Annotated in this window: 28 protein-coding genes and 2 tRNA genes; all 30 read right to left on the bottom strand. The window is 61.0% G+C overall.

The window, feature by feature from the left end; translation table 11 throughout:
- Positions 1-133: 133 nt before the first annotated feature.
- Complete coding sequence (rpsN, locus tag ACCQ06_RS05630) at positions 134-439, bottom strand: 30S ribosomal protein S14 (RefSeq protein WP_005917137.1); 306 nt, start codon at positions 437-439, stop codon at positions 134-136.
- 18 nt (positions 440-457) lie between these two features.
- Positions 458-1,000, bottom strand: a complete 543-nt coding sequence (rplE, locus tag ACCQ06_RS05625; protein WP_010371090.1) for a 50S ribosomal protein L5 — start codon at positions 998-1,000, stop codon at positions 458-460.
- Positions 1,001-1,011: 11 nt separating this feature from the next.
- Positions 1,012-1,329 (bottom strand): 50S ribosomal protein L24, encoded by a 318-nt coding sequence (gene rplX / locus ACCQ06_RS05620; protein ID WP_006450639.1) that lies wholly within the window; start codon positions 1,327-1,329, stop codon positions 1,012-1,014.
- A 15-nt stretch (positions 1,330-1,344) separates the two neighbouring features.
- The gene (rplN, locus tag ACCQ06_RS05615) at positions 1,345-1,713 is read right to left on the bottom strand and encodes a 50S ribosomal protein L14 (protein ID WP_003486699.1); all 369 of its coding nucleotides are present in this window, start codon (positions 1,711-1,713) and stop codon (positions 1,345-1,347) included.
- Between the two features lie 14 nt (positions 1,714-1,727).
- Positions 1,728-1,997 carry a 30S ribosomal protein S17 gene (rpsQ, locus tag ACCQ06_RS05610; protein WP_005993374.1) on the bottom strand — a complete coding sequence of 90 codons (270 nt, stop codon included), beginning with the start codon at positions 1,995-1,997 and terminating at the stop codon, positions 1,728-1,730.
- Positions 1,998-2,008: 11 nt separating this feature from the next.
- On the bottom strand, positions 2,009-2,194 hold the full coding sequence (gene rpmC, locus ACCQ06_RS05605) for a 50S ribosomal protein L29 (RefSeq protein WP_055846121.1): 186 nt from the start codon (positions 2,192-2,194) through the stop codon (positions 2,009-2,011).
- A complete protein-coding gene (gene rplP, locus ACCQ06_RS05600; RefSeq protein ID WP_003486706.1) occupies positions 2,194-2,607 on the bottom strand; it encodes a 50S ribosomal protein L16 in 414 nt (137 codons plus the stop codon). The genes rpmC and rplP overlap by 1 nt, the downstream gene beginning before the upstream one ends.
- A 5-nt stretch (positions 2,608-2,612) precedes the next feature.
- A complete protein-coding gene (gene rpsC, locus ACCQ06_RS05595; protein ID WP_104616952.1) occupies positions 2,613-3,347 on the bottom strand; it encodes a 30S ribosomal protein S3 in 735 nt (244 codons plus the stop codon).
- Between the two features lie 17 nt (positions 3,348-3,364).
- Complete coding sequence (gene rplV / locus ACCQ06_RS05590; protein ID WP_002811686.1) at positions 3,365-3,700, bottom strand: 50S ribosomal protein L22; 336 nt, start codon at positions 3,698-3,700, stop codon at positions 3,365-3,367.
- Between the two features lie 12 nt (positions 3,701-3,712).
- Complete coding sequence (gene rpsS, locus ACCQ06_RS05585; RefSeq protein WP_005993369.1) at positions 3,713-3,982, bottom strand: 30S ribosomal protein S19; 270 nt, start codon at positions 3,980-3,982, stop codon at positions 3,713-3,715.
- A 6-nt stretch (positions 3,983-3,988) separates the two neighbouring features.
- Entirely contained in the window at positions 3,989-4,816 is an 828-nt protein-coding gene (gene rplB / locus ACCQ06_RS05580; RefSeq protein ID WP_316690877.1) for a 50S ribosomal protein L2, read from the bottom strand.
- 10 nt (positions 4,817-4,826) lie between these two features.
- A complete protein-coding gene (rplW, locus tag ACCQ06_RS05575) occupies positions 4,827-5,126 on the bottom strand; it encodes a 50S ribosomal protein L23 (protein ID WP_002811694.1) in 300 nt (99 codons plus the stop codon).
- Positions 5,123-5,728 (bottom strand): 50S ribosomal protein L4, encoded by a 606-nt coding sequence (gene rplD / locus ACCQ06_RS05570; RefSeq protein WP_055846344.1) that lies wholly within the window; start codon positions 5,726-5,728, stop codon positions 5,123-5,125. The genes rplW and rplD overlap by 4 nt, the downstream gene beginning before the upstream one ends.
- A gap of 12 nt (positions 5,729-5,740) precedes the next feature.
- On the bottom strand, positions 5,741-6,391 hold the full coding sequence (gene rplC, locus ACCQ06_RS05565) for a 50S ribosomal protein L3 (RefSeq protein ID WP_104616951.1): 651 nt from the start codon (positions 6,389-6,391) through the stop codon (positions 5,741-5,743).
- An 11-nt stretch (positions 6,392-6,402) separates the two neighbouring features.
- Entirely contained in the window at positions 6,403-6,714 is a 312-nt protein-coding gene (gene rpsJ / locus ACCQ06_RS05560; protein WP_003486723.1) for a 30S ribosomal protein S10, read from the bottom strand.
- 461 nt (positions 6,715-7,175) lie between these two features.
- Positions 7,176-8,366: an elongation factor Tu gene (gene tuf / locus ACCQ06_RS05555; protein ID WP_104617719.1), complete on the bottom strand. Its 1,191-nt coding sequence runs from the start codon at positions 8,364-8,366 to the stop codon at positions 7,176-7,178.
- A 46-nt stretch (positions 8,367-8,412) separates the two neighbouring features.
- Positions 8,413-10,530, bottom strand: coding sequence for an elongation factor G (gene fusA / locus ACCQ06_RS05550; protein ID WP_104617496.1), 2,118 nt, complete (start codon positions 10,528-10,530; stop codon positions 8,413-8,415).
- A gap of 137 nt (positions 10,531-10,667) precedes the next feature.
- On the bottom strand, positions 10,668-11,135 hold the full coding sequence (rpsG, locus tag ACCQ06_RS05545; protein WP_006450629.1) for a 30S ribosomal protein S7: 468 nt from the start codon (positions 11,133-11,135) through the stop codon (positions 10,668-10,670).
- Between the two features lie 12 nt (positions 11,136-11,147).
- The gene (gene rpsL, locus ACCQ06_RS05540) at positions 11,148-11,522 is read right to left on the bottom strand and encodes a 30S ribosomal protein S12 (protein WP_002811712.1); all 375 of its coding nucleotides are present in this window, start codon (positions 11,520-11,522) and stop codon (positions 11,148-11,150) included.
- Positions 11,523-11,745: 223 nt separating this feature from the next.
- Positions 11,746-15,963 (bottom strand): DNA-directed RNA polymerase subunit beta', encoded by a 4,218-nt coding sequence (gene rpoC, locus ACCQ06_RS05535; protein WP_104617497.1) that lies wholly within the window; start codon positions 15,961-15,963, stop codon positions 11,746-11,748.
- Positions 15,964-16,063: 100 nt separating this feature from the next.
- Positions 16,064-20,215, bottom strand: a complete 4,152-nt coding sequence (gene rpoB, locus ACCQ06_RS05530; protein WP_104617498.1) for a DNA-directed RNA polymerase subunit beta — start codon at positions 20,213-20,215, stop codon at positions 16,064-16,066.
- Positions 20,216-20,513: 298 nt separating this feature from the next.
- On the bottom strand, positions 20,514-20,879 hold the full coding sequence (gene rplL / locus ACCQ06_RS05525; protein WP_228324024.1) for a 50S ribosomal protein L7/L12: 366 nt from the start codon (positions 20,877-20,879) through the stop codon (positions 20,514-20,516).
- Positions 20,880-20,934: 55 nt separating this feature from the next.
- Complete coding sequence (rplJ, locus tag ACCQ06_RS05520) at positions 20,935-21,468, bottom strand: 50S ribosomal protein L10 (protein WP_055846625.1); 534 nt, start codon at positions 21,466-21,468, stop codon at positions 20,935-20,937.
- A 547-nt stretch (positions 21,469-22,015) separates the two neighbouring features.
- Positions 22,016-22,714, bottom strand: coding sequence for a 50S ribosomal protein L1 (rplA, locus tag ACCQ06_RS05515; protein ID WP_104617500.1), 699 nt, complete (start codon positions 22,712-22,714; stop codon positions 22,016-22,018).
- Positions 22,715-22,717: 3 nt separating this feature from the next.
- A complete protein-coding gene (gene rplK / locus ACCQ06_RS05510; protein WP_104617501.1) occupies positions 22,718-23,146 on the bottom strand; it encodes a 50S ribosomal protein L11 in 429 nt (142 codons plus the stop codon).
- Between the two features lie 197 nt (positions 23,147-23,343).
- The gene (nusG, locus tag ACCQ06_RS05505) at positions 23,344-23,901 is read right to left on the bottom strand and encodes a transcription termination/antitermination protein NusG (protein WP_005993332.1); all 558 of its coding nucleotides are present in this window, start codon (positions 23,899-23,901) and stop codon (positions 23,344-23,346) included.
- Positions 23,902-23,914: 13 nt separating this feature from the next.
- Entirely contained in the window at positions 23,915-24,325 is a 411-nt protein-coding gene (gene secE, locus ACCQ06_RS05500) for a preprotein translocase subunit SecE (RefSeq protein WP_228324025.1), read from the bottom strand.
- 49 nt (positions 24,326-24,374) lie between these two features.
- Positions 24,375-24,450: transfer RNA gene (locus tag ACCQ06_RS05495), tRNA-Trp, on the bottom strand.
- Between the two features lie 108 nt (positions 24,451-24,558).
- Positions 24,559-25,749: an elongation factor Tu gene (gene tuf / locus ACCQ06_RS05490; RefSeq protein ID WP_104617719.1), complete on the bottom strand. Its 1,191-nt coding sequence runs from the start codon at positions 25,747-25,749 to the stop codon at positions 24,559-24,561.
- A 47-nt stretch (positions 25,750-25,796) separates the two neighbouring features.
- A tRNA-Thr gene (locus ACCQ06_RS05485) sits at positions 25,797-25,872 on the bottom strand.
- Between the last annotated feature and the right edge of the window lie 26 nt (positions 25,873-25,898).

The raw sequence follows: 25,898 nt of genomic DNA, 5'->3' as shown, positions 1-25,898 counted from the left end.
CCTTGGCGCCATGCCAAGCCCCTACGGGCAAGACAGAAGCGGAAGTATACGACAAAAGAGCCCGACTTGCGTCGGACTCCGTTGTTGAACAGAACAATCCTGTTCAAACCGGCCGCGAACGGCCGGGATGCTGTTACCAGCTTGCCTTGCGCAGACCCGGAACGTCGCCGTTCATCGTGGCCTTGCGGAGCATGTTGCGACCCAGACCGAACTTGCGGTAAACACCGCGCGGACGACCGGACAGCTCGCAACGGTTACGGTGGCGGCTCGGCGACGAATCGCGCGGCAGCTTCTGCAACTTGGTCGAAGCATCGATCTTCTCTTCGTAGGACGCATCCTGACTGGAGAGAATCTTCTTCAGAGCATCACGCTTGCCTGCGAATTTCTTCGCCAGCTTTGCACGCTTGATGTCGCGGTGGATCATGGAGGTCTTTGCCATTTCGGATGTCCTCGACGGTCAGTTACGGAACGGGAACTTGAACGCTGCCAGCAGCGCCTTCGCTTCCGCATCCGTCTTGGCGGTGGTGGTGATGGCGATATCCATACCGCGAATCGCGTCGACGGCGTCGAAATCGATTTCCGGGAAGATGATCTGTTCCTTCACACCCATGTTGAAGTTGCCACGACCGTCGAAGGAACGACCGGACACACCACGGAAGTCGCGCACGCGCGGCAACGAGATGTTGATCAGGCGATCCAGGAATTCGTACATCTTGGCGCGACGCAGGGTGGTCTTGCAGCCGATCGGCCAACCGTCGCGAATCTTGAACGATGCGACCGAAACGCGCGACTTGGTGACCACCGGCTTTTGACCGGAGATCTTGGACATGTCGGCGACCGCATTCTCAAGAATCTTCTTGTTGGTAGCCGCTTCGCCCACGCCCATGTTGAGCGTGACCTTGACCAGCTTCGGCACTTCCATCGGATTGGTGTAGCCGAATTCCTTCATCAGGGCCGGCACCACATTTTCCTTGTAAAACTTTTCGAGACGAGTATTCATGATCTCATTCCTCAGGCGTCGAGCGCCTCACCGCTGGAGCGGAACACACGCAATTTGCGTCCATCCTCCAGCACCTTGAAGCCAACGCGCTCGCCCTTGCCCGTTGCCGGGTTGACGATATTGACGTTGGAGATATGGATCGACGCTTCACGCTCGACCACGCCGCCGGCGACACCCGCCTGCGGGTTCGGCTTGGTGTGGCGCTTGATGATGTTGGCGTTGGAAACGATCACGCGATCGCCGTCCACACGCACAACCTCACCCTGCTTGCCCTTGTCCTTGCCGGTGTTGATGACGACCTGGTCGCCCTTCTTGATACGGTTAGCCATGTGTATGTCCTCCGCTCACAGCACTTCGGGAGCGAGCGAGACGATCTTCATGAACTTCTCGGAACGCAGCTCGCGCGTCACCGGCCCGAAGATGCGGGTCCCGATCGGCTCCTGCTTATTGTTCAACAGCACAGCGGCATTGCCATCGAAGCGGATCAGCGAACCGTCGGGACGGCGCACACCCTTGCGGGTACGCACCACGACGGCGTCGTAGACTTCGCCTTTCTTGACCTTGCCACGCGGAATGGCGTCCTTGACGGTCACCTTGATGATGTCGCCAATGTGTGCGTAGCGGCGCTTCGAGCCGCCCAGCACCTTGATACACATCACTTCCTTGGCACCCGAATTATCGGCCACATCGAGGTAGCTCTGCATCTGGATCATGATTCAGATCTCCCTTAGCCGGCCGAACGGGTGACGATTTCGACCACCCGCCAGTTCTTGGTCTTGGACATTGGAGCAATCTCGGTCACACGCACGACGTCGCCTTCATTGCAGGCATTGTCGGCATCGTGTGCGTGCAGCTTGGTCGAGCGCTTGATGTACTTACCGTACAGAGCATGCTTGACCTGGCGCTCCACCAACACGGTGACCGTCTTGTCCATCTTGTTGCTGACGACACGGCCTTCGACCGTGCGCAGCGCTTGCTTTTCGTTGTTGTCGCTCATCGCGGCCGTCCTTACTTGGTGCTGCCGAGCAGGTGCTTAACGCGAGCAATCTCGCGGCGCACCCGGCGGGTATCGTGGGTCTTCGGCAGCTGGCCGGTGACCTGCTGCATACGGAGCGAGAACTGCTCCTTACGCAGATCGGTCAGGTGGGCCTTCAGTTCGTCAGCCGACTTCTCGCGGAGTTGTTTGATATCCATCAGCGCACCGTCCGGGTCACGAAAGTGGTCGTCACCGAGAGCTTGGCAGCGGCAAGGCGGAACGCCTCACGTGCGGTCTCTTCGGGAATACCCTCGATTTCATAGATCATGCGGCCCGGCTGAATCTGCGCGACCCAGTACTCCACGTTGCCCTTACCGGAGCCCATGCGGACCTCGATCGGCTTTTTGGTGATCGGCTTGTCGGGGAACACACGAATCCACATCTTGCCGCCCTTTTTGACGTGGCGGCTGATCGTGCGGCGTGCTGCTTCAATCTGGCGCGCGGTCAGCTGACCGTGCGCCGTGGCCTTGAGGCCGTATTCGCCGAAGCTGACGGCGTTTCCGCTCCATGCCAGACCGTCATTGCGGCCCTTGTGCATCTTGCGATATTTGGTTCGCTTGGGTTGCAACATTGCCGTTACCTCGCTTCACGAGCCGGGCGCGACGGGCGGTCACCACGATCGCCGCGATCGTTACGATCGTTGCGCGGGCTGTCGTCCTGCTTTTCCTGGCCAACCTGAGAGAAGTCGAAGACTTCGCCCTTATAGATCCAGACCTTGATGCCGATGATGCCGTACGTCGTGGACGCCTCGGCAAAACCGTAATCGATGTCGGCACGTAGCGTGTGCAGCGGCACGCGACCTTCGCGGTACCACTCCGAACGGGCGATTTCTGCACCGTTGAGGCGGCCAGCCACATTGACCTTGATGCCCAGGGCACTCAAGCGAATCGCGTTACCGACCGAGCGCTTCATTGCGCGGCGGAACATGATGCGACGCTCAAGCTGCTGCGCGATCGATTCAGCGACCAGCTGCGCATCCAGCTCCGGCTTGCGCACTTCGGTGACGTTGATGTGCGCCGGAACGCCCATCAGCTCGCTCACTTCCTTGCGCAGCTTTTCGATGTCCTCGCCACGCTTGCCGATCACCACGCCCGGACGGGCAGTATGAATCGTCACGCGGGCGGTTTTGGCAGGACGCTCGATCAAGATCTTGCTGACACCTGCCTGCGCGAGCTTCTTGCGCAGCATTTCACGCACTTTCAGGTCGGCTGCCAAATAGGCAGCGAAATCGCCCTTGTTTGCGTACCACTTGGAGTTCCAGTCTTTGGAGATACCAAGACGGATTCCAGTCGGATGAACTTTATGACCCATGGTCTTTTCCTTTCCGCTTACTTGGCGGCGCCAACAATCACAGTGATGTGACTGGTGCGCTTGAGGATGCGGGTACCGCGGCCTTTCGCCCGCGCCATGAAACGCTTCAGGGACGGACCTTCATCAACCATGATGGTCTTGACCTTCAGCTCGTCGACATCCGCGCCCTGATTGTTCTCGGCATTGGCAATAGCCGACTCCACAACCTTTTTGATCAGGTGCGCAGCCTTCTTGTCCGAGAACTTCAGCAGATTGACCGCACGCTCGGCGGACAAACCACGCACCTGGTCAGCGACCAGGCGGGCCTTCTGCGGGGAGATGCGCGCGGTGCGCAGGATTGCTTTCGCTTCCATCGTCATCTCTCCTTACCTGCTCGACTTCTTGTCGCCACCGTGACCCTTGAAGGTCCGGGTGACGGCAAATTCGCCGAGCTTGTGGCCGACCATATTCTCGTTGACGAGCACCGGAATGTGGTTCTTGCCGTTATGCACGGCGATGGTGATGCCTACCATTTCCGGCAGGATCATCGAACGGCGCGACCAGGTCTTGATCGGCTTCTTGCTACCCGCAGCGGACTCCACCTTCTTTGCAAGGTGGTGATCGACGAACGGGCCCTTCTTGAGTGAACGTGCCATGGTCGATTAGCCCCTACGATCGCGGACGATGAATTGCTGGGTGCGCTTGTTCTTGCGCGTCTTGTAACCCTTGGTCGGAACACCCCAGGGGGTGACCGGATGCGGATTACCCTGACCAGCCTTCGCTTCACCACCACCGTGCGGGTGATCGACCGGGTTCATGGCCGCACCGCGAACGGTCGGGCGAATACCGCGCCAACGCTTGGCGCCGGCCTTGCCCAACTTCTCGAGGTTGTGCTCGTCGTTGCCGACTTCGCCGATGGTGGCGCGGCATTCGACCGGCACCTTGCGCATTTCGCCCGAGCGCAGACGCAGCGTGGCATAGATGCCTTCGCGAGCGACCAGCTGGACGGCTGCACCGGCAGCACGTGCGATCTGAGCGCCCTTACCCGGCTTCAGCTCGATACCGTGCACCGTCGTACCGACCGGGATGTTACGCAGCGGCAGCGTGTTACCGGTCTTGATCGGTGCATTGGCACCGGCAACAACCTGGTCGCCAGCCTTCAGGCCCTTGGGGGCGATGATGTAGCGACGCTCGCCGTCGACGTAGCACAGCAGGGCGATATGAGCGGTACGGTTCGGATCGTATTCGATCCGCTCCACACGCGCCGGAATACCTTCCTTGTTGCGCTTGAAGTCGATGATGCGGTAGTGCTGCTTGTGGCCACCACCGACGTGACGCACGGTGATGCGGCCATGGTGGTTACGACCACCGGACTTGCTCTGCGAATCGAGCAGCGCCGCGTGCGGTGCGCCCTTGTGCAGATCGGGAGTAACCACGCGCACGGCGGAACGACGGCCGGGAGAGGTGGGTTTGAACTTCATCAATGGCATGGGATGGACCTCAGGCCTTGGCCGTTACGTCGATGGACTGACCATCAACCAGGCGGACGTACGCCTTGCGCCAATTGCCACGGCTGCCAGCACGGTTACGGAAGGACTTACTCTTGCCCTTGACGTTGACCACGTTGACTGCCTTGACCTTGACGTCGAACAGCTGCTCAACCGCGGCCTTTACATCGGCCTTGGTGGCTTCGTTCGAAACTTCGAAGACATACTGGTTGGAGATTTCCTGCAGGCGCGCGGTCTTTTCGGAGACTCGCGGAGCACGCAGCACGCTGAAGATTTTTTCGTTGCTGCTCATGCCAGCCACTCCTCGATCTTCTTGACCGCATCGGCGGTGATCACGACCGTATCGGCCCCGACCAAAGCGACCGGATCCAGACCCTGCACATCACGCACCTGCACATACGGCAGATTGCGAGCGGACAGATACAGGTGCTCGGAGGCTTCTTCGGTGACGATCAGCGGGCGCTTGCCCACATCCAGTCCCTTCAACTTCTCGATCAGACCCTGGGTCTTGGTGGTTTCGACGTCGAACGCATCGACGATCATCAGGCGACCCTGGCGATTAAGCTCAGAGAAGATCGCGCAGATGGCCGCACGGTACATCTTGCGGTTGACTTTCTGTTCGAAGCTACGCGGCTTGGCCGCGAAGGTCACGCCGCCGCCGACGAAGATCGGAGCCGTCAACGCGCCATGACGCGCACCGCCGCCCTTCTGCTTCTTCGACTTCTTGGTGGTGCCCGCAACTTCCGAACGCGTCTTCTGTGCCTTGGTACCAGCGCGACCGGCGTTGCGATAAGCGACGACGACCTGGTGAACCAGATCTTCGCTGAATTCGCGACCGAACACGGCATCGGAGACCGAGACCTTGTTGTTGCTACCCGTGATAACGAGTTCCATCGTCATCTCTCCTTATGCCTTGCTCGCCGGACGGACGATCACGTCGCCACCAGCTGCGCCAGGCACGGCGCCGCGGATAGCAATCAGACCACGCTCGACGTCGACCTTGACCACTTCCAGGTTCTGCGTGCTTTGCTGCACGGCGCCCATGTGGCCCGACATCTTCTTACCCGGGAAAACGCGACCCGGGGTCTGGCGCTGACCCAACGAACCCGGCGCGCGATGCGACAGCGAGTTACCGTGAGTTGCATCGCCCATACGGAAGTTGTAGCGCTTGATGGTGCCCTGGAAACCCTTACCCTTGGTGACGCCCTGGACGTCGACCTTTTGGCCGACCTCGAAGATGTCCGCCTTGATTTCGCCGCCGACGGCGAAATCGCCGAGCTGCGCATCTTCAACGCGGAATTCCCACAAGCCGCGACCCGCTTCGACCTTCGCCTTGGCGAAGTGACCGGAGGCCGGCTTGTTGACCAGTGCGGCGCGACGCGCGCCAACGGTAATCTGCACTGCGCTGTAGCCGTCGGTTTCAACGGTCTTGATCTGCGCGATGCGGTTCGGAGTTGCTTCGATCAGCGTAACCGGCACCGAGCGGCCATCTTCAGTGAAGACGCGGCTCATGCCAGCCTTGCGGCCCACGAAGCCCAACGAATATTTCTTCGTCATGGTCGTAGTCCTCAGGTCAACTTGATCTGTACGTCGACGCCAGCCGCGAGCTCGAGCTTCATCAGCGCGTCCACGGTCTTGTCGTTGGGGTCGACGATATCGAGCACACGCTTGTGCGTGCGGGTTTCGTATTGGTCACGCGCATCCTTGTCGGCATGCGGGGATACGAGGATGGTGTAACGTTCGATCTTGGTCGGCAACGGGATCGGGCCACGCACTTGCGCACCGGTCCGCTTAGCCGTTTCGACGATCTCGCTGGCCGAACGGTCGATCAAACGATGATCGAACGCCTTCAACCGAATCCGGATCTTTTGTTCCGACATGACGGAAGCTTCCTTCGTTAAAAGAGCGACGGGCAAGGCCTCTGGGATACCTGCCCCGGTATTCCTGCGTTGGTGAAATCGCCAGGCATCCTGCCGACGAGGGCTTTCCTCCGCCCAAAAACTGAGGCAGACCGGTAAACCGGCCTGCCCAGACGGAAAAGTATAATGCGCAGCTAGAGCACGGTCAACAACGACTGAGTTGTTGAGTACTCCATGCAACGCGACCTTCCCGGTCTGGCGAACACGAGCGGCGTCCTGCCGTTCTTTTCGCTGTGAACCCAGCGCCCTACCCAGGGACACCGAGCCGCGCATTATAGCGACGGATCTTTAGGGGTGCAAGCGTCTATCCAAAAGAATCCGGTATCCCATTCGCATTGCCTACCTTCAACCAAAAAAAGGGCCGGCTTGCGCCGACCCTCCGATTGCATCGGCGACCGAGGCCGCCGAACTGCAGGCATTGCTTACTTGATGACCTTGGCAACCACGCCGGCGCCGACGGTGCGGCCACCTTCGCGGATTGCGAAGCGCAGACCTTCGTCCATCGCGACCGGGTTGATCAGCGTCACAACCATCTTCACGTTGTCGCCCGGCATCACCATTTCCACGCCTTCCGGCAGCTGGCAGGCGCCAGTGATGTCGGTGGTACGGAAGTAGAACTGCGGACGGTAGCCCTTGAAGAACGGGGTATGACGACCACCTTCATCCTTGGACAGCACGTAAACTTCGGCTTCGAACTCGGTATGCGGCTTGATCGAACCCGGCTTGCACAGCACCTGGCCGCGCTCGACGTCGTCACGCTTGGTGCCGCGCAGCAGCAGACCGGCGTTGTCGCCTGCCTGACCCTGGTCCAGCAGCTTGCGGAACATCTCAACGCCGGTGACCGTGGTCTTCTGCGTATCGCGGATACCGACGATTTCGATTTCGTCGCCAACCTTGATGATGCCACGCTCGATACGACCGGTCACCACGGTGCCGCGGCCAGAGATCGAGAACACGTCTTCGACCGGCATCAGGAACGGGCGATCGACGTCGCGGGTCGGATCCGGAATGAAGCTGTCCAGCGCATCGACCAGCTTCAGGATCGCCGGCACGCCGATTTCGCTCTGATCACCGTCCAGCGCCAGACGCGCCGAACCGTGAATGATCGGGGTGTCGTCGCCCGGGAAGTCGTACTTGCTCAGCAGCTCGCGCACTTCCATTTCGACCAGCTCGAGCAGCTCGGCATCGTCGACCATGTCGGCCTTGTTCAGGAACACGACGATGTGCGGCACACCGACCTGACGCGAGAGCAGGATGTGCTCACGGGTCTGCGGCATCGGGCCGTCAGCGGCCGAACACACCAGGATCGCGCCGTCCATCTGCGCTGCACCGGTAATCATGTTCTTGACGTAGTCGGCGTGGCCGGGGCAGTCAACGTGGGCGTAGTGGCGGTTCGGGGATTCGTATTCGACGTGTGCGGTCGAAATCGTGATGCCGCGCGCCTTCTCTTCCGGTGCTGCGTCGATCGCGTCGTACGCCTTGAACTCGCCACCGAAACGCTCTGCACCGATCTTGGTCAGCGCAGCGGTCAACGTGGTCTTGCCATGGTCAACGTGACCGATGGTGCCGACATTGACGTGCAGCTTGGTGCGCTCGAATTTAGCTTTTGCCATGACTTACTACCTCTAATTAGAAAATTTTTGAAGCGGCTGAGCGAACTCAGCCCTTCTTGGTAACGGCGTCGGCGATGTTGGCCGGCGCCTCTTCGTAATGGTCGAATTCCATCGAGAACGTCGCACGCCCCTGGCTCATCGAGCGCAGCGAGGTCGCGTAGCCGAACATTTCACCCAGCGGAATCATCGCATTGATGATCTTGCCCGACGGACTGTCGTCCTGGCCCTGCAACACGCCGCGACGGCGGCTCACGTCGCCCATCACGTCGCCCAGGTAATCCTCCGGGCTGACGATCTCGACCTTCATGATCGGCTCGAGCAACACCGGGCTGGCTTTCGCAAAGCCCTGCTTGAACGCCATCGATGCGGCCAGCTTGAACGCCATTTCCGAGGAGTCGACGTCGTGGTACGAGCCGAACACCAGCTTGACCTTCACGCCTACCACCGGGAAGCCTGCGATCGGACCACTGGTGATCGTTTCGCGCAGGCCCTTTTCGACCGAGGGGATGAATTCCTTCGGAATGATGCCGCCGGTGATGTCGTTGATGAAGAGGAAATCGTCTTTGACGTTATCGCTCTTGCGATCTTCTTCGGTCATCGGCGACAGCTCGATCACGACGTGACCGTACTGCCCCTTACCACCGGACTGCTTGGCGTGCTTGTAGTCGGACTTGACGTCGGTCTTGCGGATCGTTTCGCGATACGCAACCTGCGGCTTGCCGACATTGGCCTCGACATTGAACTCGCGACGCATGCGGTCGACGATGATGTCCAGGTGCAACTCGCCCATGCCGGAGATGATGGTCTGGCCGGATTCTTCGTCGGTCTTGACGCGGAACGAGGGATCCTCCTGCGCCAGGCGACCCAGCGCCGTACCCATCTTTTCCTGGTCCGACTTGGTCTTGGGCTCCACCGCCATCGAGATCACCGGCTCCGGGAAAACCATGCGCTCCAGGGTGATGATCTTGTCCTGCGCACACAGCGTGTCGCCGGTGGTGACGTCCTTCAGACCCACGGCCGCGGCGATGTCACCAGCGCGCACTTCCTTGATCTCTTCGCGATTGTTGGAATGCATCTGCAGGATGCGGCCCACGCGCTCTTTCTTCGACTTGACCGGGTTATAGACCTGGTCGCCGGAATTCAGCGTGCCCGAGTAGACACGGAAGAACGTCAGCGAGCCTACGAACGGATCGGTCATGATCTTGAACGCCAACGCCGAGAACGGCGCGGTGTCGGTCGCAGGACGGCTGTCTTCCTTCTCGTCCTCGTCGATGCCGGCAACCGGCGGACGGTCGGCCGGCGACGGCAGCAGATGCACGACGCCGTCGAGCATGGCCTGCACACCCTTGTTCTTGAACGCCGAGCCGCAGAACACCGGCACGATCTCGACCTTCAGGGTGCGCTCGCGCAGACCCACCAGGATCTCTTCTTCGCTCAGGTCGCCTTCGTTGAGGTACTTGTCCATGAGTTCTTCGCTGGCTTCTGCAGCCGCTTCGACCATGAACGAACGCGCCTCGGTCGCAATCTCGACCAGGTCGGCCGGGATGTCGCCGTATTCGAAGGTGGTGCCCTGCGACGCGATATCCCAATGAATCGCCTTCATCTTCAACAGGTCGACCACGCCCTCGAAACCGTCTTCAGCGCCGATCGGCACCTGCATCGGCACGGCGTAGGCACCCAGACGGGCTCTCAGCTGTTCAACGACCTTGTCGAAGTTGGCACCGGTACGGTCCATCTTGTTGACGAAGGCCATGCGCGGCACGGAATACTTGTTGGCCTGGCGCCACACGGTCTCGGACTGCGGCTGCACGCCACCGACCGCACACAGCACGAACACCGCACCGTCGAGCACGCGCAAGGAGCGCTCCACTTCGATGGTGAAGTCGACGTGCCCGGGGGTATCGATGATGTTCAGGCGATGCTGCGGCATGGACTTATCCATGCCCGACCAGAACGCAGTGGTCGCAGCGGAGGTGATGGTGATACCACGCTCCTGCTCCTGCTCCATCCAGTCCATCACTGCAGCGCCGTCATGGACTTCGCCGATCTTGTGACTGACACCGGTGTAGAACAGGATGCGCTCGGAAGTGGTGGTCTTGCCGGCATCGATGTGGGCCATGATGCCGAAGTTGCGGTAACGCTCGATAGGGGTGGTGCGGGCCACGGGGAGCCTCTCAATTTCTTGGATTTCGGATGGCCGAACGCCGCCTTTCGGCGGCCTTCGGATTGAATGCGACGCGAGACGCGCCGCAAACAGCACTCATATGGTGCTGAAGGGCCCCGTTACCAAGGCCCCCGAGGTCACCAGCGGTAGTGTGCGAACGCCTTGTTCGCTTCCGCCATACGGTGAGTCTCTTCGCGCTTTTTGATCGCGCCGCCACGGCTTTCCGAGGCGTCCAACAGTTCTGCAGCCAGCTTGCGCGGCATGGTGTTCTCGCCACGCTTGCGCGCGGAATCGATCAACCAGCGCATTGCCAGCGCTGTACGACGTGAGGAGCGCACTTCGACGGGCACCTGATAGGTAGCACCACCGACGCGACGCGATTTAACTTCGACAGCCGGGGCCACGTTGTCCAGTGCTTTCTGCACCAGCTCGACGGCATTCGGATTCTTTTCGCCAATGACGTCCATCGCGCCATAGACAATTTTCTCAGCAACCGACTTCTTGCCACTTTGCATCACCATATTGATGAAGCGGGCAATGGTTTCGCTGCCATGCTTTGGATCAGGCAGGACGGTGCGCTGCGGAGTAGAACCTTTACGGGACATTGGAGTATTTCCTTAGCTCTTCGGGCGCTTGGCGCCGTACTTGGAACGACCTTGACGGCGCTTTGCGACGCCGGCGGCGTCCAGCGAACCACGGACGGTGTGATAACGCACACCGGGAAGATCCTTGACGCGACCACCACGAATCAGGACCACGGAGTGCTCCTGCAGGTTGTGGCCTTCACCACCGATGTAGCTGATGACCTCTTCCTGATTGGTCAGGCGCACTTTGGCAACCTTACGCAGGGCCGAGTTCGGCTTCTTCGGGGTAGTGGTGTAGACGCGTGTGCAGACGCCGCGGCGCTGCGGACACTTGTCCAGTGCCGGGGAGGCACTCTTGTAGGTGGTCGCTTGCCGAGGCTTGCGGACCAGCTGATTGATCGTCGTCATCAGTTGATTCTTCTGATTAGAGAGGCCGAGACGGCCTTGCACGAAAACGAAGGCAGGCCGAAAAACGGCCCGCCGAGACAGGGAAGTATAGCTGGCAGGACGAAACTCCGTCAACTTCACGGAAACCCAACCCTGCTGGCCCATCCAAAGGCCGGAAAACGGAGGGCTTCCTGCCCTCCTCTGGCTTGGCTGACGGCGATCTTGCGAACGCCGTCGCAAGCGCTTACTCCTCGTCCGCCCCAGCGTCCGCCACAGCTGCGACCGGTTCGGCAACTGCAGGCTTGCCCGACAGCGTTTCCATTTCCGAGTCGGTCAGACCCGACGACTTACGACGGCCGGCGTGATACGCCAGACCGGTACCGGCCGGGATCAGGCGACCCACGATCACATTTTCCTTCAGGCCGCGCAGGTTGTCGCGGGTACCGCGCACGGCAGCCTCGGTCAACACGCGCGTGGTCTCCTGGAACGAGGCCGCCGAGATGAACGACTCGGTGGCCAGCGAGGCCTTGGTGATACCCAGCAGCACCGGATCGTACTTGGCCGGCAGTTCGTTGCGCTTGACCAGGCGGACATTTTCCTCGATGACGCGCTGGCGCTCGACCTGCTCGCCATTGAGGAACTTACTGGTGCCCTGGTCGGTGATCTCGACCTTGCGCAGCATCTGGCGAGTGATCACCTCGATGTGCTTGTCGTTGATCTTCACGCCCTGCAGGCGATACACGTCCTGGATTTCCTTGACCAGATACGCGGCCAGCGGCTCGACACCCAACAGACGCAGGATGTCCTGCGGGCTCGGCTCGCCGTCCACCACAGTCTCGCCCTTGGTCACATGCTCGCCTTCGAACACGATGATCTGGCGGTACTTCGGGATCAGCTCTTCGTGTTCCGACCCATCGGTGTCCTTGATGATCAGACGCTGCTTGCCCTTGGTGTCCTTACCGAAGCTGATGATGCCCGAGCGCTCGGCCAGGATCGCCGGATCCTTCGGCTTGCGTGCTTCGAACAAGTCGGCAACGCGCGGCAGACCACCGGTGATGTCGCGGGTCTTGGACGCTTCCTGCGGGATCTTGGCGACCACGTCGCCCACGCCGACAGCGGCGCCGTCCTGCAGGTTGACGATGGAGCGCGGGGGCAACAGGTACTGCGCCGGCAGATCCGTATTGGGGATCGTCAGGTCGTTGCCCTTGCCATCGACGATGCGCACGATCGGGCGCAGTTCCTTGGCATGCGCACCGCGACGCTTCGGGTCGGTGATTTCGCGCGAGGCCAGGCCAGTCAGTTCGTCGGTCTTCTCGATGACGGTGACGCCGTCGACGAAGTCGATGAAGCGAATGAAACCGGCCACTTCCGACACGATCGGGTGGTTATGCGGATCCCAGTTGGCCACGCCCTGCCCGGCCTTGACCGCATCGCCGTCTTTGGCGGTGATGGTGGCGCCGTACGGCAGCTTGTAACGCTCGCGCTCGCGGCCGTGGCCATCGAGCACGGACAGTTCGCCAGAACGCGAGACCGCAACCAGTGCGCCGCTGGCATGCGCCACCGACTTGAGGTTGTTGAACTTCACCGAACCGGTGGTCTTGACGGTGATGTTGTCCACCGCAGCCGCACGCGATGCCGCACCACCGATGTGGAACGTACGCATGGTCAGCTGGGTACCCGGCTCACCGATCGACTGGGCGGCGATGACACCGACCGCTTCACCGATGTTGACCTGGTGACCACGTGCAAGATCGCGACCATAGCAACGTGCGCACACGCCGAACGACGATTCGCAGCTGATGGTCGAACGCACCTTCACCGACTGCACGCTGGCGTCTTCCAGCTTGGCAACCCAGGCTTCGTCGAGCAGCGTATTGCGGGTGACGATCGGCTCTTCGTCGTTGCCCGGCAGGTACACGTCCTCGGCCACGACACGGCCCAGCACGCGCTCCTTCAACGGCTCCACCACGTCGCCGCCTTCCACGATCGGGGTCATGATCAACCCTTCGGTGGTGCCGCAATCGACTTCGGTGATCACCACGTCCTGCGCGACGTCGACCAGACGACGGGTCAGGTAACCCGAGTTCGCGGTCTTCAACGCGGTATCGGCCAGACCCTTACGCGCACCGTGGGTGGAGTTGAAGTACTCCTGCACGTTCAAGCCTTCGCGGAAGTTGGCCTTGATGGGGGTCTCGATGATCGAGCCGTCCGGACGCGCCATCAGGCCGCGCATACCGGCCAGCTGACGGATCTGCGCCTGGCTACCACGCGCACCGGAGTCGGCCATGATGTAAAGCGAGTTCATCGACTTCTGGTCGATGGTTTCGCCCTTGGCATTTTCAACCTTCTCGGTACCGATGGTGTCCATCATCGCCTTGGCGATGCGCTCGCTGGTACGCGACCAGATGTCCACGACCTTGTTGTAACGCTCGCCGGCGGTGACCAGGCCCGACTGGTACTGCTCCTGGATTTCCAGCACTTCGGCTTCAGCCTCGGTGAGGATGCCCTTCTTCTCATCCGGGATCAGCATGTCGTCGATGCCGATCGACACGCCTGCGCGGGTGGCGTAGGCATAACCGGTGTACATCAGCTTGTCGGCGAACACGACGGTGTCCTTCAAGCCCAGCAGACGGTAGCTGGAGTTAATCAGACGCGAGATGTTCTTCTTGGTCATCTCGGTGTTGGCCAGCTGGAACGGCAGGCCTTCGGGCAGGATTTCGCTCAGCAGCGCACGACCGACCGTGGTGTCCACGATCGAGGTGCCGCTGGTGCGCTTGCCGTCGACGGCGTCGACGTCCACCTGAGTGATGCGGACCTTGACCTTGGCGTGCAGTTCCACCACGCGGTTGTCGTAGGCGCGCTTCACTTCGCTGGTGTTCGCAAACACCATGCCCTCGCCCTTCTTGTTCTCCAGGGCGCGGCTCATGTAGTACAGGCCCAACACCACGTCCTGCGACGGCACGATGATCGGCTCGCCGTTGGCCGGCGACAGGATGTTGTTGGTGGACATCATCAGCGCACGCGCTTCCAGCTGGGCTTCCAGCGAAAGCGGCACGTGGACAGCCATCTGGTCACCGTCGAAGTCGGCGTTGAAGGCGGTACATACCAGCGGATGCAGCTGGATGGCCTTGCCTTCGATCAACACCGGCTCGAACGCCTGGATGCCCAGACGGTGCAGGGTCGGCGCACGGTTCAGCAGCACCGGATGCTCGCGAATGACTTCTTCGAGGATGTCCCACACCTCGGCCTCTTCGCGCTCGACGAGCTTCTTGGCGGCCTTGATGGTGGTGGCCAGGCCGCGACGCTGCAGCTTGGCGAACACGAACGGCTTGAACAGCTCGAGCGCCATCTTCTTCGGCAGGCCGCACTGGTGCAGCTTGAGGTACGGACCGACGGTGATGACCGAACGACCGGAGTAATCCACACGCTTGCCGAGCAGGTTCTGACGGAACCGGCCCTGCTTGCCCTTGATCATGTCGGCCAGCGACTTCAGCGGACGCTTGTTGGTGCCGGTGATGGCACGGCCGCGACGGCCGTTGTCCAGCAACGCATCGACCGATTCCTGCAGCATGCGCTTTTCGTTGCGCACGATGATATCCGGAGCGTTGAGCTCCAGCAGGCGACGCAGACGGTTGTTGCGGTTGATCACGCGGCGGTACAGATCGTTCAGATCCGAGGTCGCGAAGCGGCCGCCATCCAGCGGCACCAGCGGACGCAGGTCCGGCGGCAGCACGGGAAGCACGGTCATGACCATCCACTCCGGACGGTTGCCCGATTCCAGGAAGGCTTCGATCAACTTGATGCGCTTGGTCAGACGCTTGAGCTTGGTTTCCGAACCGGTGCTGGCGATTTCTTCGCGCAGACGGGTCATTTCCGACTGCAGGTCGATGGTGCGCAGCAGCTCGTACACGGCCTCGGCGCCCATGGCGGCGTCGAAGTCGTCGTTGTACTCCTGGCGTGCGGTCAGATACTGCTCTTCGGTCAGCAGCTGGCGGCGCTCGAGCGGGGTCAGGCCCGGCTCGGTGACCACGTAGGCTTCGAAGTACAGCACGCGCTCGATGTCGCGCAGGGTCATGTCCAGCATCAAACCGATACGCGAGGGCAGCGACTTGAGGAACCAGATATGCGCGACCGGCGAGGCCAGGTCGATGTGACCCATGCGCTCGCGACGCACCTTGGCCAGGGTGACTTCGGTGCCGCACTTTTCGCAGACCACGCCACGGTGCTTCATGCGCTTGTACTTGCCGCACAGGCACTCGTAATCCTTGATCGGGCCAAAGATCGCGGCGCAGAACAGGCCGTCACGCTCCGGCTTGAAGGTGCGGTAGTTGATGGTTTCGGGCTTCTTCACTTCGCCGTAGGACCACGAACGGATCAGGTCAGGCGATGCCAGCGCGATCTTGATCGCGTCGAAATCCAGCGTCTGGCGCTGTTGATTGAAGAGGTTGAGCAGGTCTTTCATTGGATATCTCCGGGTCGGAGGAATTTCGTATCTGAGATGAAACCGAGGGCATTACGTTCCGGATCCAGGCACCGCATGACGGCGCCTGGATCCAGCTCGATCACTCTTCCAGTTCCATGTTGATCGCCAGCGAGCGGATTTCCTTCACCAACACGTTGAAGGACTCCGGCATGCCCGCGACCATCTCGTGCTCACCATCGACGATGTTCTTGTACATCTGGTTGCGGCCCTGCACGTCGTCGGACTTCACCGTCAGCATTTCCTGCAGGGTGTAGGCCGCGCCGTAGGCTTCCAGCGCCCAGACTTCCATTTCGCCGAAGCGCTGACCACCGAACTGCGCCTTGCCGCCCAGCGGCTGCTGGGTCACGAGCGAGTACGGGCCGGTCGAACGGGCATGCATCTTGTCGTCGACCAAGTGGTTCAACTTCAGGTAATGCATGTAACCGACCGTGGTCTTGCGATCGAACGCTTCGCCGGTGCGACCGTCGTACAGCTGGGTCTGACCGCTCTGCGGCAGTTCGGCCAGTTCCAGCATGCGCTTGATTTCCGCTTCGCTGGCACCGTCGAACACCGGGGTGGCCATCGGCACGCCGTCGATCAGGTTCTTGCCCAGGTTGAGCAGCTCCTCATCGCTGAACTGCGACAGATCCACACGCTGCGCATTGATCGCGCTGTCGTGGTTGTAGATGTCGTCCAGGAACTTGCGCAGCTCGCTGACCGCGGCCTGTGCTTCCAGCATGCGCTGGATCTTGCGACCCAAGCCCTTGGCGGCCCAGCCCAGATGCACTTCCAGAATCTGGCCGATGTTCATACGCGACGGCACGCCGAGCGGGTTCAGCACGATGTCCACCGGCTCGCCGGTCGCCATGTACGGCATGTCTTCGACAGGCACGACGTTGGAGACCACACCCTTGTTGCCGTGGCGGCCTGCCATCTTGTCGCCCGGCTGGATGCGACGCTTCACCGCCAGGAACACCTTGACCATCTTCAGCACGCCCGGTGCGAGGTCGTCGCCCTGGGTGATCTTGCCGCGCTTGTCGGCAAAGCGTGCTTCGAATTCCTTCTCGTGCGCCTGGATCTGCTTCTGCGCGCGTTCGATGGCGTCGGCAGCGTCTTCGTCCTTCATGCGCAGCTGGAACCAATCGGACTTCTTCAGCCCGTCAAGATACGCGTCGGTGACGTTGTCGCCCTTCTTCAGGTTCGGACCGCCATTGGCGACCTTGCCCACGATCTGCGAGCGCAGACGTGCGTAGATGGCCGCTTCCAGAATGCGGAACTGGTCGTCGAAGTCCTTCTTGACGCGCTTGATCTCGGATTCTTCGATCTGGCGCGCACGCTTGTCCTTCTCGATGCCGTCGCGGGTGAAGACCTGCACGTCGATGACGGTGCCGTCCATGCCCGGGGGCACGCGCAGCGAGCTGTCCTTCACGTCGGACGCCTTCTCACCGAAGATCGCACGCAGCAGCTTTTCTTCCGGGGTCAGCTGGCTTTCGCCCTTCGGCGTGACCTTGCCGACCATGATGTCGCCGGCGCGCACTTCCGCACCGATGTACACCACGCCGCTTTCGTCCAGACGGTTCAAGGCCTGCTCGGACACGTTCGGGATGTCGGCGGAAATTTCCTCCGGCCCCAGCTTGGTGTCGCGTGCAACGCAGGTCAGCTCTTCGATGTGGATCGTGGTGTAACGATCCTCTTCCACCACGCGCTCGGAGAGCAGGATGGAGTCTTCGAAGTTGTAGCCGTTCCACGGCATAAAGGCGATCAGCATGTTCTGACCCAGCGCCAGCTCACCGATGTCGGTGGACGGGCCGTCGGCCAGCACGTCGCCGCGCGCGATCACGTCGCCCACATTCACCAGCGGACGCTGGTTGATGCAGGTGTTCTGGTTGGAGCGGGTGTACTTGATCAGGTTGTAGATATCCACGCCGGCATCGGTGCCGCCGCCAATTTCTGCCTCGTTGACCTTGACCACGATGCGGGCCGCATCGATCTGCTCGATCACGCCACCACGCAGCGCGTTGACGGTCACGCCCGAGTCGCGCGCAACCGCACGCTCGATGCCGGTACCGACCAGCGGCTTCTGCGAACGCAACGTCGGCACGGCCTGGCGCTGCATGTTGGCGCCCATCAGTGCGCGGTTGGCGTCATCGTGTTCCAGGAAAGGCACCAGCGCCGCTGCGACCGACACTGTCTGCATCGGCGACACGTCCATGAAGTGGACTTCTGCCGGCGGCTTGAGCAGCGACTCGCCCTGGAACCGGCACGGCACGAACTGCTCGGTGAGCATGTTCTTGACGTCGGTCAGCGCGTTCGCCTGGGCGATCACGTACTCGTTTTCTTCGATCGCCGACAGGTATTCGACGTCGTCGGAGACCTTGCCGTCCAGCACCTTCCGGTACGGCGTCTCGAGGAAGCCGTACTGGTTGGTGCGGGCGAACACGGCCAGCGAGTTGATCAGGCCGATGTTCGGGCCTTCCGGCGTTTCGATGGTGCAGACGCGGCCGTAATGGGTCGGATGCACGTCGCGCACTTCGAAGCCTGCACGCTCGCGGGTCAGACCGCCCGGGCCCAGTGCGGACACGCGACGCTTGTGCGTCACTTCCGACAGCGGGTTGTTCTGGTCCATGAACTGCGACAGCTGCGAGGAACCGAAGAATTCCTTGATCGCGGCGGCCACCGGCTTGGCGTTGATCAGTTCCTGCGGGGTCAGACCTTCCGACTCCGCCATCGACAGACGCTCCTTGACCGCGCGCTCGACGCGGACCAGGCCCACGCGGAACACGTTCTCGGCCATTTCGCCGACCGAACGCACGCGACGGTTGCCCAGGTGATCGATGTCATCGACCACGCCGCGACCGTTGCGGATTTCGGTGAGCACCTTGATCACTTCCAGGATGTCGGAGGTGTCGGTGTGCTCGGCGACCAGACGCTTGGATTCTTCGTCGTTACGCTCGGCAAAGTACTTCTTGTCGTACAGCACCGACTCGCCCAGCACTTCCTTGCGGCCGACGCGACGGTTGAACTTCATGCGGCCGACCGTGGACAGGTCGTAGCGTTCGAAGGTGAAGAACAGGTTGTGGAACAGGTTCTGCGCGGCTTCCTTGGTCGGCGGCTCGCCCGGACGCATCATGCGGTAGATTTCGACCAGCGCTTCGAGCTGCGTCTTGGTCGGATCGATGCGCAAGGTGTTGGACAGGTACGGACCGCGATCAAGATCGTTCACCCACAGGGTGCCGACCGCGTCGACGCCGGCCTTGCGGAAGGCAGCCAACTGGTCTTCGCTGATCTCGTCGTTGGCATTGGCCAGCAGTTCGCCGGTCGAACCATCGACCACGTCGTGCGACAGGATGCGGCCGACCAGGTAGTCGTCCGGCACGGCCAGCGCAGCAACGCCGGCGGCTTCCAGCTGCTTGACGTGACGGGCGGTGATGCGCTTGCCCGCTTCCACGATGACCTTGTCGCCATCGGCCAGGTCGAAGTTCAGCGTTTCACCACGCAGACGCTCCGGCACCAGCTCCAGCTGCACGCCTTCGTCCGGATTGATATGGAACGTGTTGATCTCGAAGAACTCGGCCAACATCTCTTCGTTGTTGTAGCCAAGCGCGCGCAACAGGATCGACACCGGCAGCTTGCGGCGACGGTCGATACGGGTGAACAGCGCATCCTTCGGGTCGAACTCGAAGTCCAGCCAGGAACCGCGGTACGGAATGATGCGGGCGCTGTACAGCAGCTTGCCCGAGCTGTGCGTCTTGCCACGGTCGTGGTCGAAGAACACGCCAGGCGAGCGGTGCAGCTGCGACACGATCACGCGCTCGGTGCCGTTGACGATGAAGGTACCGTTGCCGGTCATCAGCGGGATTTCGCCGAGATAGACCTCCTGCTCCTTCACGTACTTGATGGCCTTGGTCGACGACTCGCGGTCGTAGATCACCAGACGCACGGTCACGCGCAGCGGCGCGCCATAGCTCATGCCGCGCTGACGGCATTCGCGCTCGTCAAACACCGGCTGACCCAGCTTGTAGCCCACGTACTCGAGCGCAGCATTGCCGCTGTAGCTGGAGATCGGGAACACCGACTTCAGAGCAGCATGCAGACCGAGGTCCTTGCGCTTGGTCGGCTCCACATCTTCCTGCAGGAATTCGCGATAGGAATCCACCTGGATGGCAAGCAGAAACGGCACTTCGAGAATCGAGCGCTGCTTACCGAAATCCTTGCGGATACGCTTTTTTTCGGTGAACGAATAAGACGTCATGAGGTCTTCACCCTAGGCTGCGGGGGCCGCGTCGCGGCGGCCCTGAAATAACAAAATTGTCAGTTGGAAGTCGCTGGTATTGCCGGCACCAGCACGCCTTCTCCTGCTACTTCCAACTACCAACTCGGTGAGGCCGGGAATCGGGAGCGGGGATTCGGGAATCGGAAAAGCGCAACCTTGCAGTTGCAGATCTCCAACTCCCATTCCCGACTCACGTCCGAAACGGCCAAAGGCCGGGGGCTTTAGGCCCCCAGCCTTCAGTGCATCACCGTAAAACGCTGGCGATGCAAGATGCTGCTTACTTGACTTCGACGGTCGCGCCGGCTTCGGTCAGTTCCTTCTTGATCTTCTCGGCTTCGTCCTTGGACGCGCCTTCCTTCAGGATGCCACCGGCTTCGGTCAGATCCTTGGCTTCCTTCAGACCCAGGCCGGTCACGGCACGGACGGCCTTGATGACGCCGACCTTGTTGGCGCCGCAGTTGACCAGCACCACGTTGAACTCGGTCTGCTCTTCGACCACAGCAGCCGGGCCAGCTGCAGCGGCAGCGACCGGAGCGGCGGCGGAGACGCCGAACTTGTCTTCGATGGCCTTGACCAGCTCCATCACTTCCATCAGGGACTTCTCGGCGATGGCGTCGACGATCTGTTCGTTGGTAAGGGACATTGTGATTACCTTTTAGAAATTAATTCTGGAATGGTTTCTAGCAGACGCTAGGACATCAAGCTTCGGCAGTCTCGGCGACCGGCTCGGCGGCTTCGTCGCCACCGCCCTGCTTGTCGCCAACGGCCTTGACGGCACGGGCGAACATGGCAGCCGGTTCGGACAGCACGCGGGCCAGCATGGCCAGAGCCTGGTCACGGGTCGGCAGCGAAGCCAACACGTCGACGTGGCTCGCCGGGAACAGTTCCCCGCCGATTGCCACAACCTTGGCCTGCAGCTTGTCGTTGCTCTTGGCGAATTCCTTGATCAGGCGACCGGCAGCGCCGGGCTCCTCCATCGAAAACGCATACACCAAAGGACCAACCAGCTTGTCAGACGCGACAGCAAATTCGGTACCTTCGACGGCACGCACGGCCAGGGTGTTCTTGACAACTTTCAAGAACACACCGGTTTCGCGGGCCTGCTTGCGCATCGCGGTCATCTGGGAGACCGTGGTGCCAGCGTATTCGGCGGCGATCAGGGAGTGGGCCTTGGCGGCGATGTCTGCCAGCTCGGCGACTACTTCTTGCTTCTGGGACAGATTGAGAGCCATTGCACTCCTCCGTTAAAGCTGAGATGTGAGATGAGCGGTTCGGGATTCGCCGAAAGCCATGCAGCAGCTCCTGCCAATCCCCAACGCCGAATCTCCAATCCCGGCTTCAAACTACTCCGCTCGCGGCTCCTGCCGGTTGCGGTCCAGGGCAGCTTCCGTCCTGGAAGCCGGGAACATCGACCGATGTTCCTTTGGTGGCCGTTCTAGACCTGGAGTGGACTCGATCCGGGATGTCCCAGACGCGCGTAAACCAGAAAACTCCAGAAGGGCGACACCATCTACGCCGGCCAGTTCGAAACGAACCAATTAAGCGATCCCGCTGCATCGACGGCGACTCCATGCCAGTGCGAGCATCCCTGCCCGTCGTCGATCTGCGCTGACCGCGCCTGCGGTCTTTGACGGCTACCGCCGGACACGCCGGCGATCGCCTTCAAAATGTCCGTTACCCTAAAGGAGGGAACGGACTTCCAGCACACGGTTACCCGGGCCGGAAAAACAATGCAGTACTGCACAAACACGTCAGGCGCATGACGCCCGACGCATTCGATTACTTCAGCGACAGGCTCGACTGATCAACCGTCACGCCCGGGCCCATCGTCGAGCTGACCGATACCTTCTGCAGGTAGGTGCCCTTCGAGGTGGCCGGCTTGGCCTTGACCAGATCCAGCAGCAGCGCCTGCAGGTTCGACTTCAGCGCTTCGTCGTCGAAGCTGGCCTTGCCGATGGTGCAGTGGATGATGCCGGCCTTGTCGGTGCGGTAACGCACCTGGCCCGACTTGGCGTTCTTGACCGCTTCGCCCGGATTCGCCGACACGGTGCCGACCTTCGGGTTCGGCATCAGGCCGCGCGGACCCAGCAGGGTGCCGAGCTTACCGACAACGCGCATCGCGTCCGGAGTCGCGATGACTACGTCGTAGCTCAGATCGCCGGCCTGCATCTTCTCGGCCAGGTCGTCCATGCCCACCGCTTCGGCGCCTGCAGCCAGGGCTTCGTCAGCCTTGGCGCCCGCCGGCGCAAACACTGCAACGCGCACGCTCTTGCCGGTACCGGCCGGCAGCACGGTCGAACCGCGCACCTGCTGGTCGGACTTCTTGGCGTCAACGCCCAGGCGCACGGCAACGTCGATGGATTCGACGAACTTGGCCTTGGTGGCGGTCTTCAGGATCTTGATTGCGTCTTCGAAGGCATAGTTCTTGCCCGGGACGACAGCGGCCGCAATGGCCTTAACGCGCTTATTCTGTGCCATATCTTAGCCCTCCACCGTCAAACCCATGCTGCGGGCAGTACCCGCAATCGTGCGAACTGCCGCTTCGAGCTCGGCTGCCGTCAGATCGGCTTCCTTGGTCTTGGCGATCTCTTCCAGCTGCTTGCGCGTCACCTTGCCAACCTTGTCGGTATTGGGACGCTTCGAACCGGAAGTAACACCTGCCACCTTCTTGAGCAACACGCTGGCGGGCGTGCTCTTGGTGACGAAAGTGAAGGTACGGTCGGAATACGCGGTGATGATCACTGGCGTCGGCAGACCCGGCTCCAGCTTGGAAGTCGCAGCGTTGAACGCTTTGCAGAATTCCATGATATTCAGACCGCGCTGACCCAGTGCAGGGCCGACCGGCGGTGCAGGATTGGCCTGACCGGCCTTAACCTGCAACTTGATGAAGGAAGTGATCTTCTTAGCCATTTCGATACTCTCCGGGTGCTAACGCCTGACAACAGGCTCCCCATCGGACCGGGAGAATCACGCGTCCCGGCGTCGCGCTGTGTACCACACGCAGATGGCTGCCATGCGGCAGCCATTATTTCCCGGCGGTCGCCAGGTCAGCGAGCCGCGCACTATAGCAGCATTTAAAGCAGGCGCCTAGCAGGCGCCCGCCCAGGTCAGCCCTTCTCGACCTGACCGAACTCGAGCTCGACCGGCGTGGAGCGGCCAAAGATGAGCACGGCGACACGCAACCGGCTCTTCTCGTAGTTGACTTCTTCGACAACGCCATTGAAGTCGTTGAACGGACCATCGGTGACACGCACCATCTGACCCGGCTCGAATAGCACCTTCGGACGCGGCTTTTCGACGCCATCCTGAACACGCTGCAGGATCGCATCGGCTTCTTCGTCGCGAATCGGCAATGGACGATCAGCCGTACCGCCGATGAAACCCATCACCTTGGAAGTCTCCTTCACCAAGTGCCAGCTTTCATTATCGATGCGTGGAATACCGGCTTCTTCGTGGGTCTCGATCTGCACCAGCACATAGCCGGGGAAGAACTTGCGCTCGGACCGACGCTTCTGGCCGGCGCGCATTTCGATGACTTCCTCGGTCGGCACCAGCACGTCACCGAAACGATCCTCCATCTCGGTGCGAACGATGCGATCGCGCAATGCCTGCGCAACCGATTTCTCAAAGCCTGAATAGGCGTGAACGACGTACCAACGCTTCACTGCTTGATTCTCCTCAACGAGCCAGGAACCACTGCGTGAGCTTCTGGATGACGAAGTCGAAGCCGCCCAACAGCAAACTCAGAATGATCACAACAACAATCACAACCCAGGTGGTGCGAATGGCTTCCTGACGCGTCGGCCAGACCACCTTACGCAACTCAAACCTGGATTCGGACATGAATTCGCGGGTTTCCCGGCCTTTGCCGGTTCCCAGAAAGACAAATGCACCTGCCACCAACCCGACGATGACAGCCAGCGCACGCAACTGCGGCGTCCAGGCTCCCAACTGCGTGGCCCGCTCCGGCGCAGAAAACCAGAACCACACAAATAACCCCGCAACCACCAGGATCGCGGAGACAGCGTATTTCACGATATCAGCGCTGGCAGCAGACGCGCTTTTGGAAGGCTCGATTTTGCTATTCATCCGGCTCTAGTTACCGATCTGACCCGAATCGCTGGGCCGGAAAGAGGAGTGGCACGCCAGGAGGGACTCGAACCCCCAACCTGCGGTTTTGGAGACCGCTGCTCTGCCAATTGAGCTACTGGCGTATGTACTCGTTTACCGCAAACCCTAAGACAACGAAGGCGGACCGCGGTTCAGCCGGCCCGCCATTCGCGCAAATTCGGCGACCGAGGCCGCCGAACTGCAGGCATTGCTTACTTGATGACCTTGGCAACCACGCCGGCGCCGACGGTGCGGCCACCTTCGCGGATTGCGAAGCGCAGACCTTCGTCCATCGCGACCGGGTTGATCAGCGTCACAACCATCTTCACGTTGTCGCCCGGCATCACCATTTCCACGCCTTCCGGCAGCTGGCAGGCGCCAGTGATGTCGGTGGTACGGAAGTAGAACTGCGGACGGTAGCCCTTGAAGAACGGGGTATGACGACCACCTTCATCCTTGGACAGCACGTAAACTTCGGCTTCGAACTCGGTATGCGGCTTGATCGAACCCGGCTTGCACAGCACCTGGCCGCGCTCGACGTCGTCACGCTTGGTGCCGCGCAGCAGCAGACCGGCGTTGTCGCCTGCCTGACCCTGGTCCAGCAGCTTGCGGAACATCTCAACGCCGGTGACCGTGGTCTTCTGCGTATCGCGGATACCGACGATTTCGATTTCGTCGCCAACCTTGATGATGCCACGCTCGATACGACCGGTCACCACGGTGCCGCGGCCAGAGATCGAGAACACGTCTTCGACCGGCATCAGGAACGGGCGATCGACGTCGCGGGTCGGATCCGGAATGAAGCTGTCCAGCGCATCGACCAGCTTCAGGATCGCCGGCACGCCGATTTCGCTCTGATCACCGTCCAGCGCCAGACGCGCCGAACCGTGAATGATCGGGGTGTCGTCGCCCGGGAAGTCGTACTTGCTCAGCAGCTCGCGCACTTCCATTTCGACCAGCTCGAGCAGCTCGGCATCGTCGACCATGTCGGCCTTGTTCAGGAACACGACGATGTGCGGCACACCGACCTGACGCGAGAGCAGGATGTGCTCACGGGTCTGCGGCATCGGGCCGTCAGCGGCCGAACACACCAGGATCGCGCCGTCCATCTGCGCTGCACCGGTAATCATGTTCTTGACGTAGTCGGCGTGGCCGGGGCAGTCAACGTGGGCGTAGTGGCGGTTCGGGGATTCGTATTCGACGTGTGCGGTCGAAATCGTGATGCCGCGCGCCTTCTCTTCCGGTGCTGCGTCGATCGCGTCGTACGCCTTGAACTCGCCACCGAAACGCTCTGCACCGATCTTGGTCAGCGCAGCGGTCAACGTGGTCTTGCCATGGTCAACGTGACCGATGGTGCCGACATTGACGTGCAGCTTGGTGCGCTCGAATTTAGCTTTTGCCATGGGTGCAAGTTCTCGGTAATCGTTTGGAGTTTAAGACGATTGAGTAATGGTGCTCACGAAAGGAATCGAACCTTCGACCTCCTCCTTACCAAGGAGGTGCTCTACCGACTGAGCTACGTGAGCGAGTTTTGCATTATGCCATGCATTTG

This window comes from Xanthomonas sp. NCPPB 4467 (genome assembly GCF_041475665.2).
In the GTDB taxonomy this organism is placed as follows: Bacteria; Pseudomonadota; Gammaproteobacteria; order Xanthomonadales; family Xanthomonadaceae; genus Xanthomonas; species Xanthomonas dyei.
The sequence above is the reverse complement of the archived record's forward strand: the minus strand, read 5'-3'. Positions and strand labels throughout refer to the sequence as shown.

Coding starts and splice junctions, on each gene's coding strand:
- rpsN (WP_005917137.1), bottom strand. CDS start 439: ATGGCAAAGACCTCCATGATCCACCGCGACATCAAGCGTGCAAAGCTG.
- rplE (WP_010371090.1), bottom strand. CDS start 1,000: ATGAATACTCGTCTCGAAAAGTTTTACAAGGAAAATGTGGTGCCGGCC.
- rplX (WP_006450639.1), bottom strand. CDS start 1,329: ATGGCTAACCGTATCAAGAAGGGCGACCAGGTCGTCATCAACACCGGC.
- rplN (WP_003486699.1), bottom strand. CDS start 1,713: ATGATCCAGATGCAGAGCTACCTCGATGTGGCCGATAATTCGGGTGCC.
- rpsQ (WP_005993374.1), bottom strand. CDS start 1,997: ATGAGCGACAACAACGAAAAGCAAGCGCTGCGCACGGTCGAAGGCCGT.
- rpmC (WP_055846121.1), bottom strand. CDS start 2,194: ATGGATATCAAACAACTCCGCGAGAAGTCGGCTGACGAACTGAAGGCC.
- rplP (WP_003486706.1), bottom strand. CDS start 2,607: ATGTTGCAACCCAAGCGAACCAAATATCGCAAGATGCACAAGGGCCGC.
- rpsC (WP_104616952.1), bottom strand. CDS start 3,347: ATGGGTCATAAAGTTCATCCGACTGGAATCCGTCTTGGTATCTCCAAA.
- rplV (WP_002811686.1), bottom strand. CDS start 3,700: ATGGAAGCGAAAGCAATCCTGCGCACCGCGCGCATCTCCCCGCAGAAG.
- rpsS (WP_005993369.1), bottom strand. CDS start 3,982: ATGGCACGTTCACTCAAGAAGGGCCCGTTCGTCGATCACCACCTTGCA.
- rplB (WP_316690877.1), bottom strand. CDS start 4,816: ATGCCATTGATGAAGTTCAAACCCACCTCTCCCGGCCGTCGTTCCGCC.
- rplW (WP_002811694.1), bottom strand. CDS start 5,126: ATGAGCAGCAACGAAAAAATCTTCAGCGTGCTGCGTGCTCCGCGAGTC.
- rplD (WP_055846344.1), bottom strand. CDS start 5,728: ATGGAACTCGTTATCACGGGTAGCAACAACAAGGTCTCGGTCTCCGAT.
- rplC (WP_104616951.1), bottom strand. CDS start 6,391: ATGACGAAGAAATATTCGTTGGGCTTCGTGGGCCGCAAGGCTGGCATG.
- rpsJ (WP_003486723.1), bottom strand. CDS start 6,714: ATGTCGGAACAAAAGATCCGGATTCGGTTGAAGGCGTTCGATCATCGT.
- tuf (WP_104617719.1), bottom strand. CDS start 8,366: ATGGCAAAAGCTAAATTCGAGCGCACCAAGCTGCACGTCAATGTCGGC.
- rpsG (WP_006450629.1), bottom strand. CDS start 11,135: ATGTCCCGTAAAGGTTCTACTCCGCAGCGCACCGTCCTGCCTGATCCA.
- rpsL (WP_002811712.1), bottom strand. CDS start 11,522: ATGACGACGATCAATCAGCTGGTCCGCAAGCCTCGGCAAGCGACCACC.
- rpoC (WP_104617497.1), bottom strand. CDS start 15,963: ATGAAAGACCTGCTCAACCTCTTCAATCAACAGCGCCAGACGCTGGAT.
- rpoB (WP_104617498.1), bottom strand. CDS start 20,215: ATGACGTCTTATTCGTTCACCGAAAAAAAGCGTATCCGCAAGGATTTC.
- rplL (WP_228324024.1), bottom strand. CDS start 20,879: ATGTCCCTTACCAACGAACAGATCGTCGACGCCATCGCCGAGAAGTCC.
- rplJ (WP_055846625.1), bottom strand. CDS start 21,468: ATGGCTCTCAATCTGTCCCAGAAGCAAGAAGTAGTCGCCGAGCTGGCA.
- rplA (WP_104617500.1), bottom strand. CDS start 22,714: ATGGCACAGAATAAGCGCGTTAAGGCCATTGCGGCCGCTGTCGTCCCG.
- rplK (WP_104617501.1), bottom strand. CDS start 23,146: ATGGCTAAGAAGATCACTTCCTTCATCAAGTTGCAGGTTAAGGCCGGT.
- secE (WP_228324025.1), bottom strand. CDS start 24,325: ATGAATAGCAAAATCGAGCCTTCCAAAAGCGCGTCTGCTGCCAGCGCT.
- tuf (WP_104617719.1), bottom strand. CDS start 25,749: ATGGCAAAAGCTAAATTCGAGCGCACCAAGCTGCACGTCAATGTCGGC.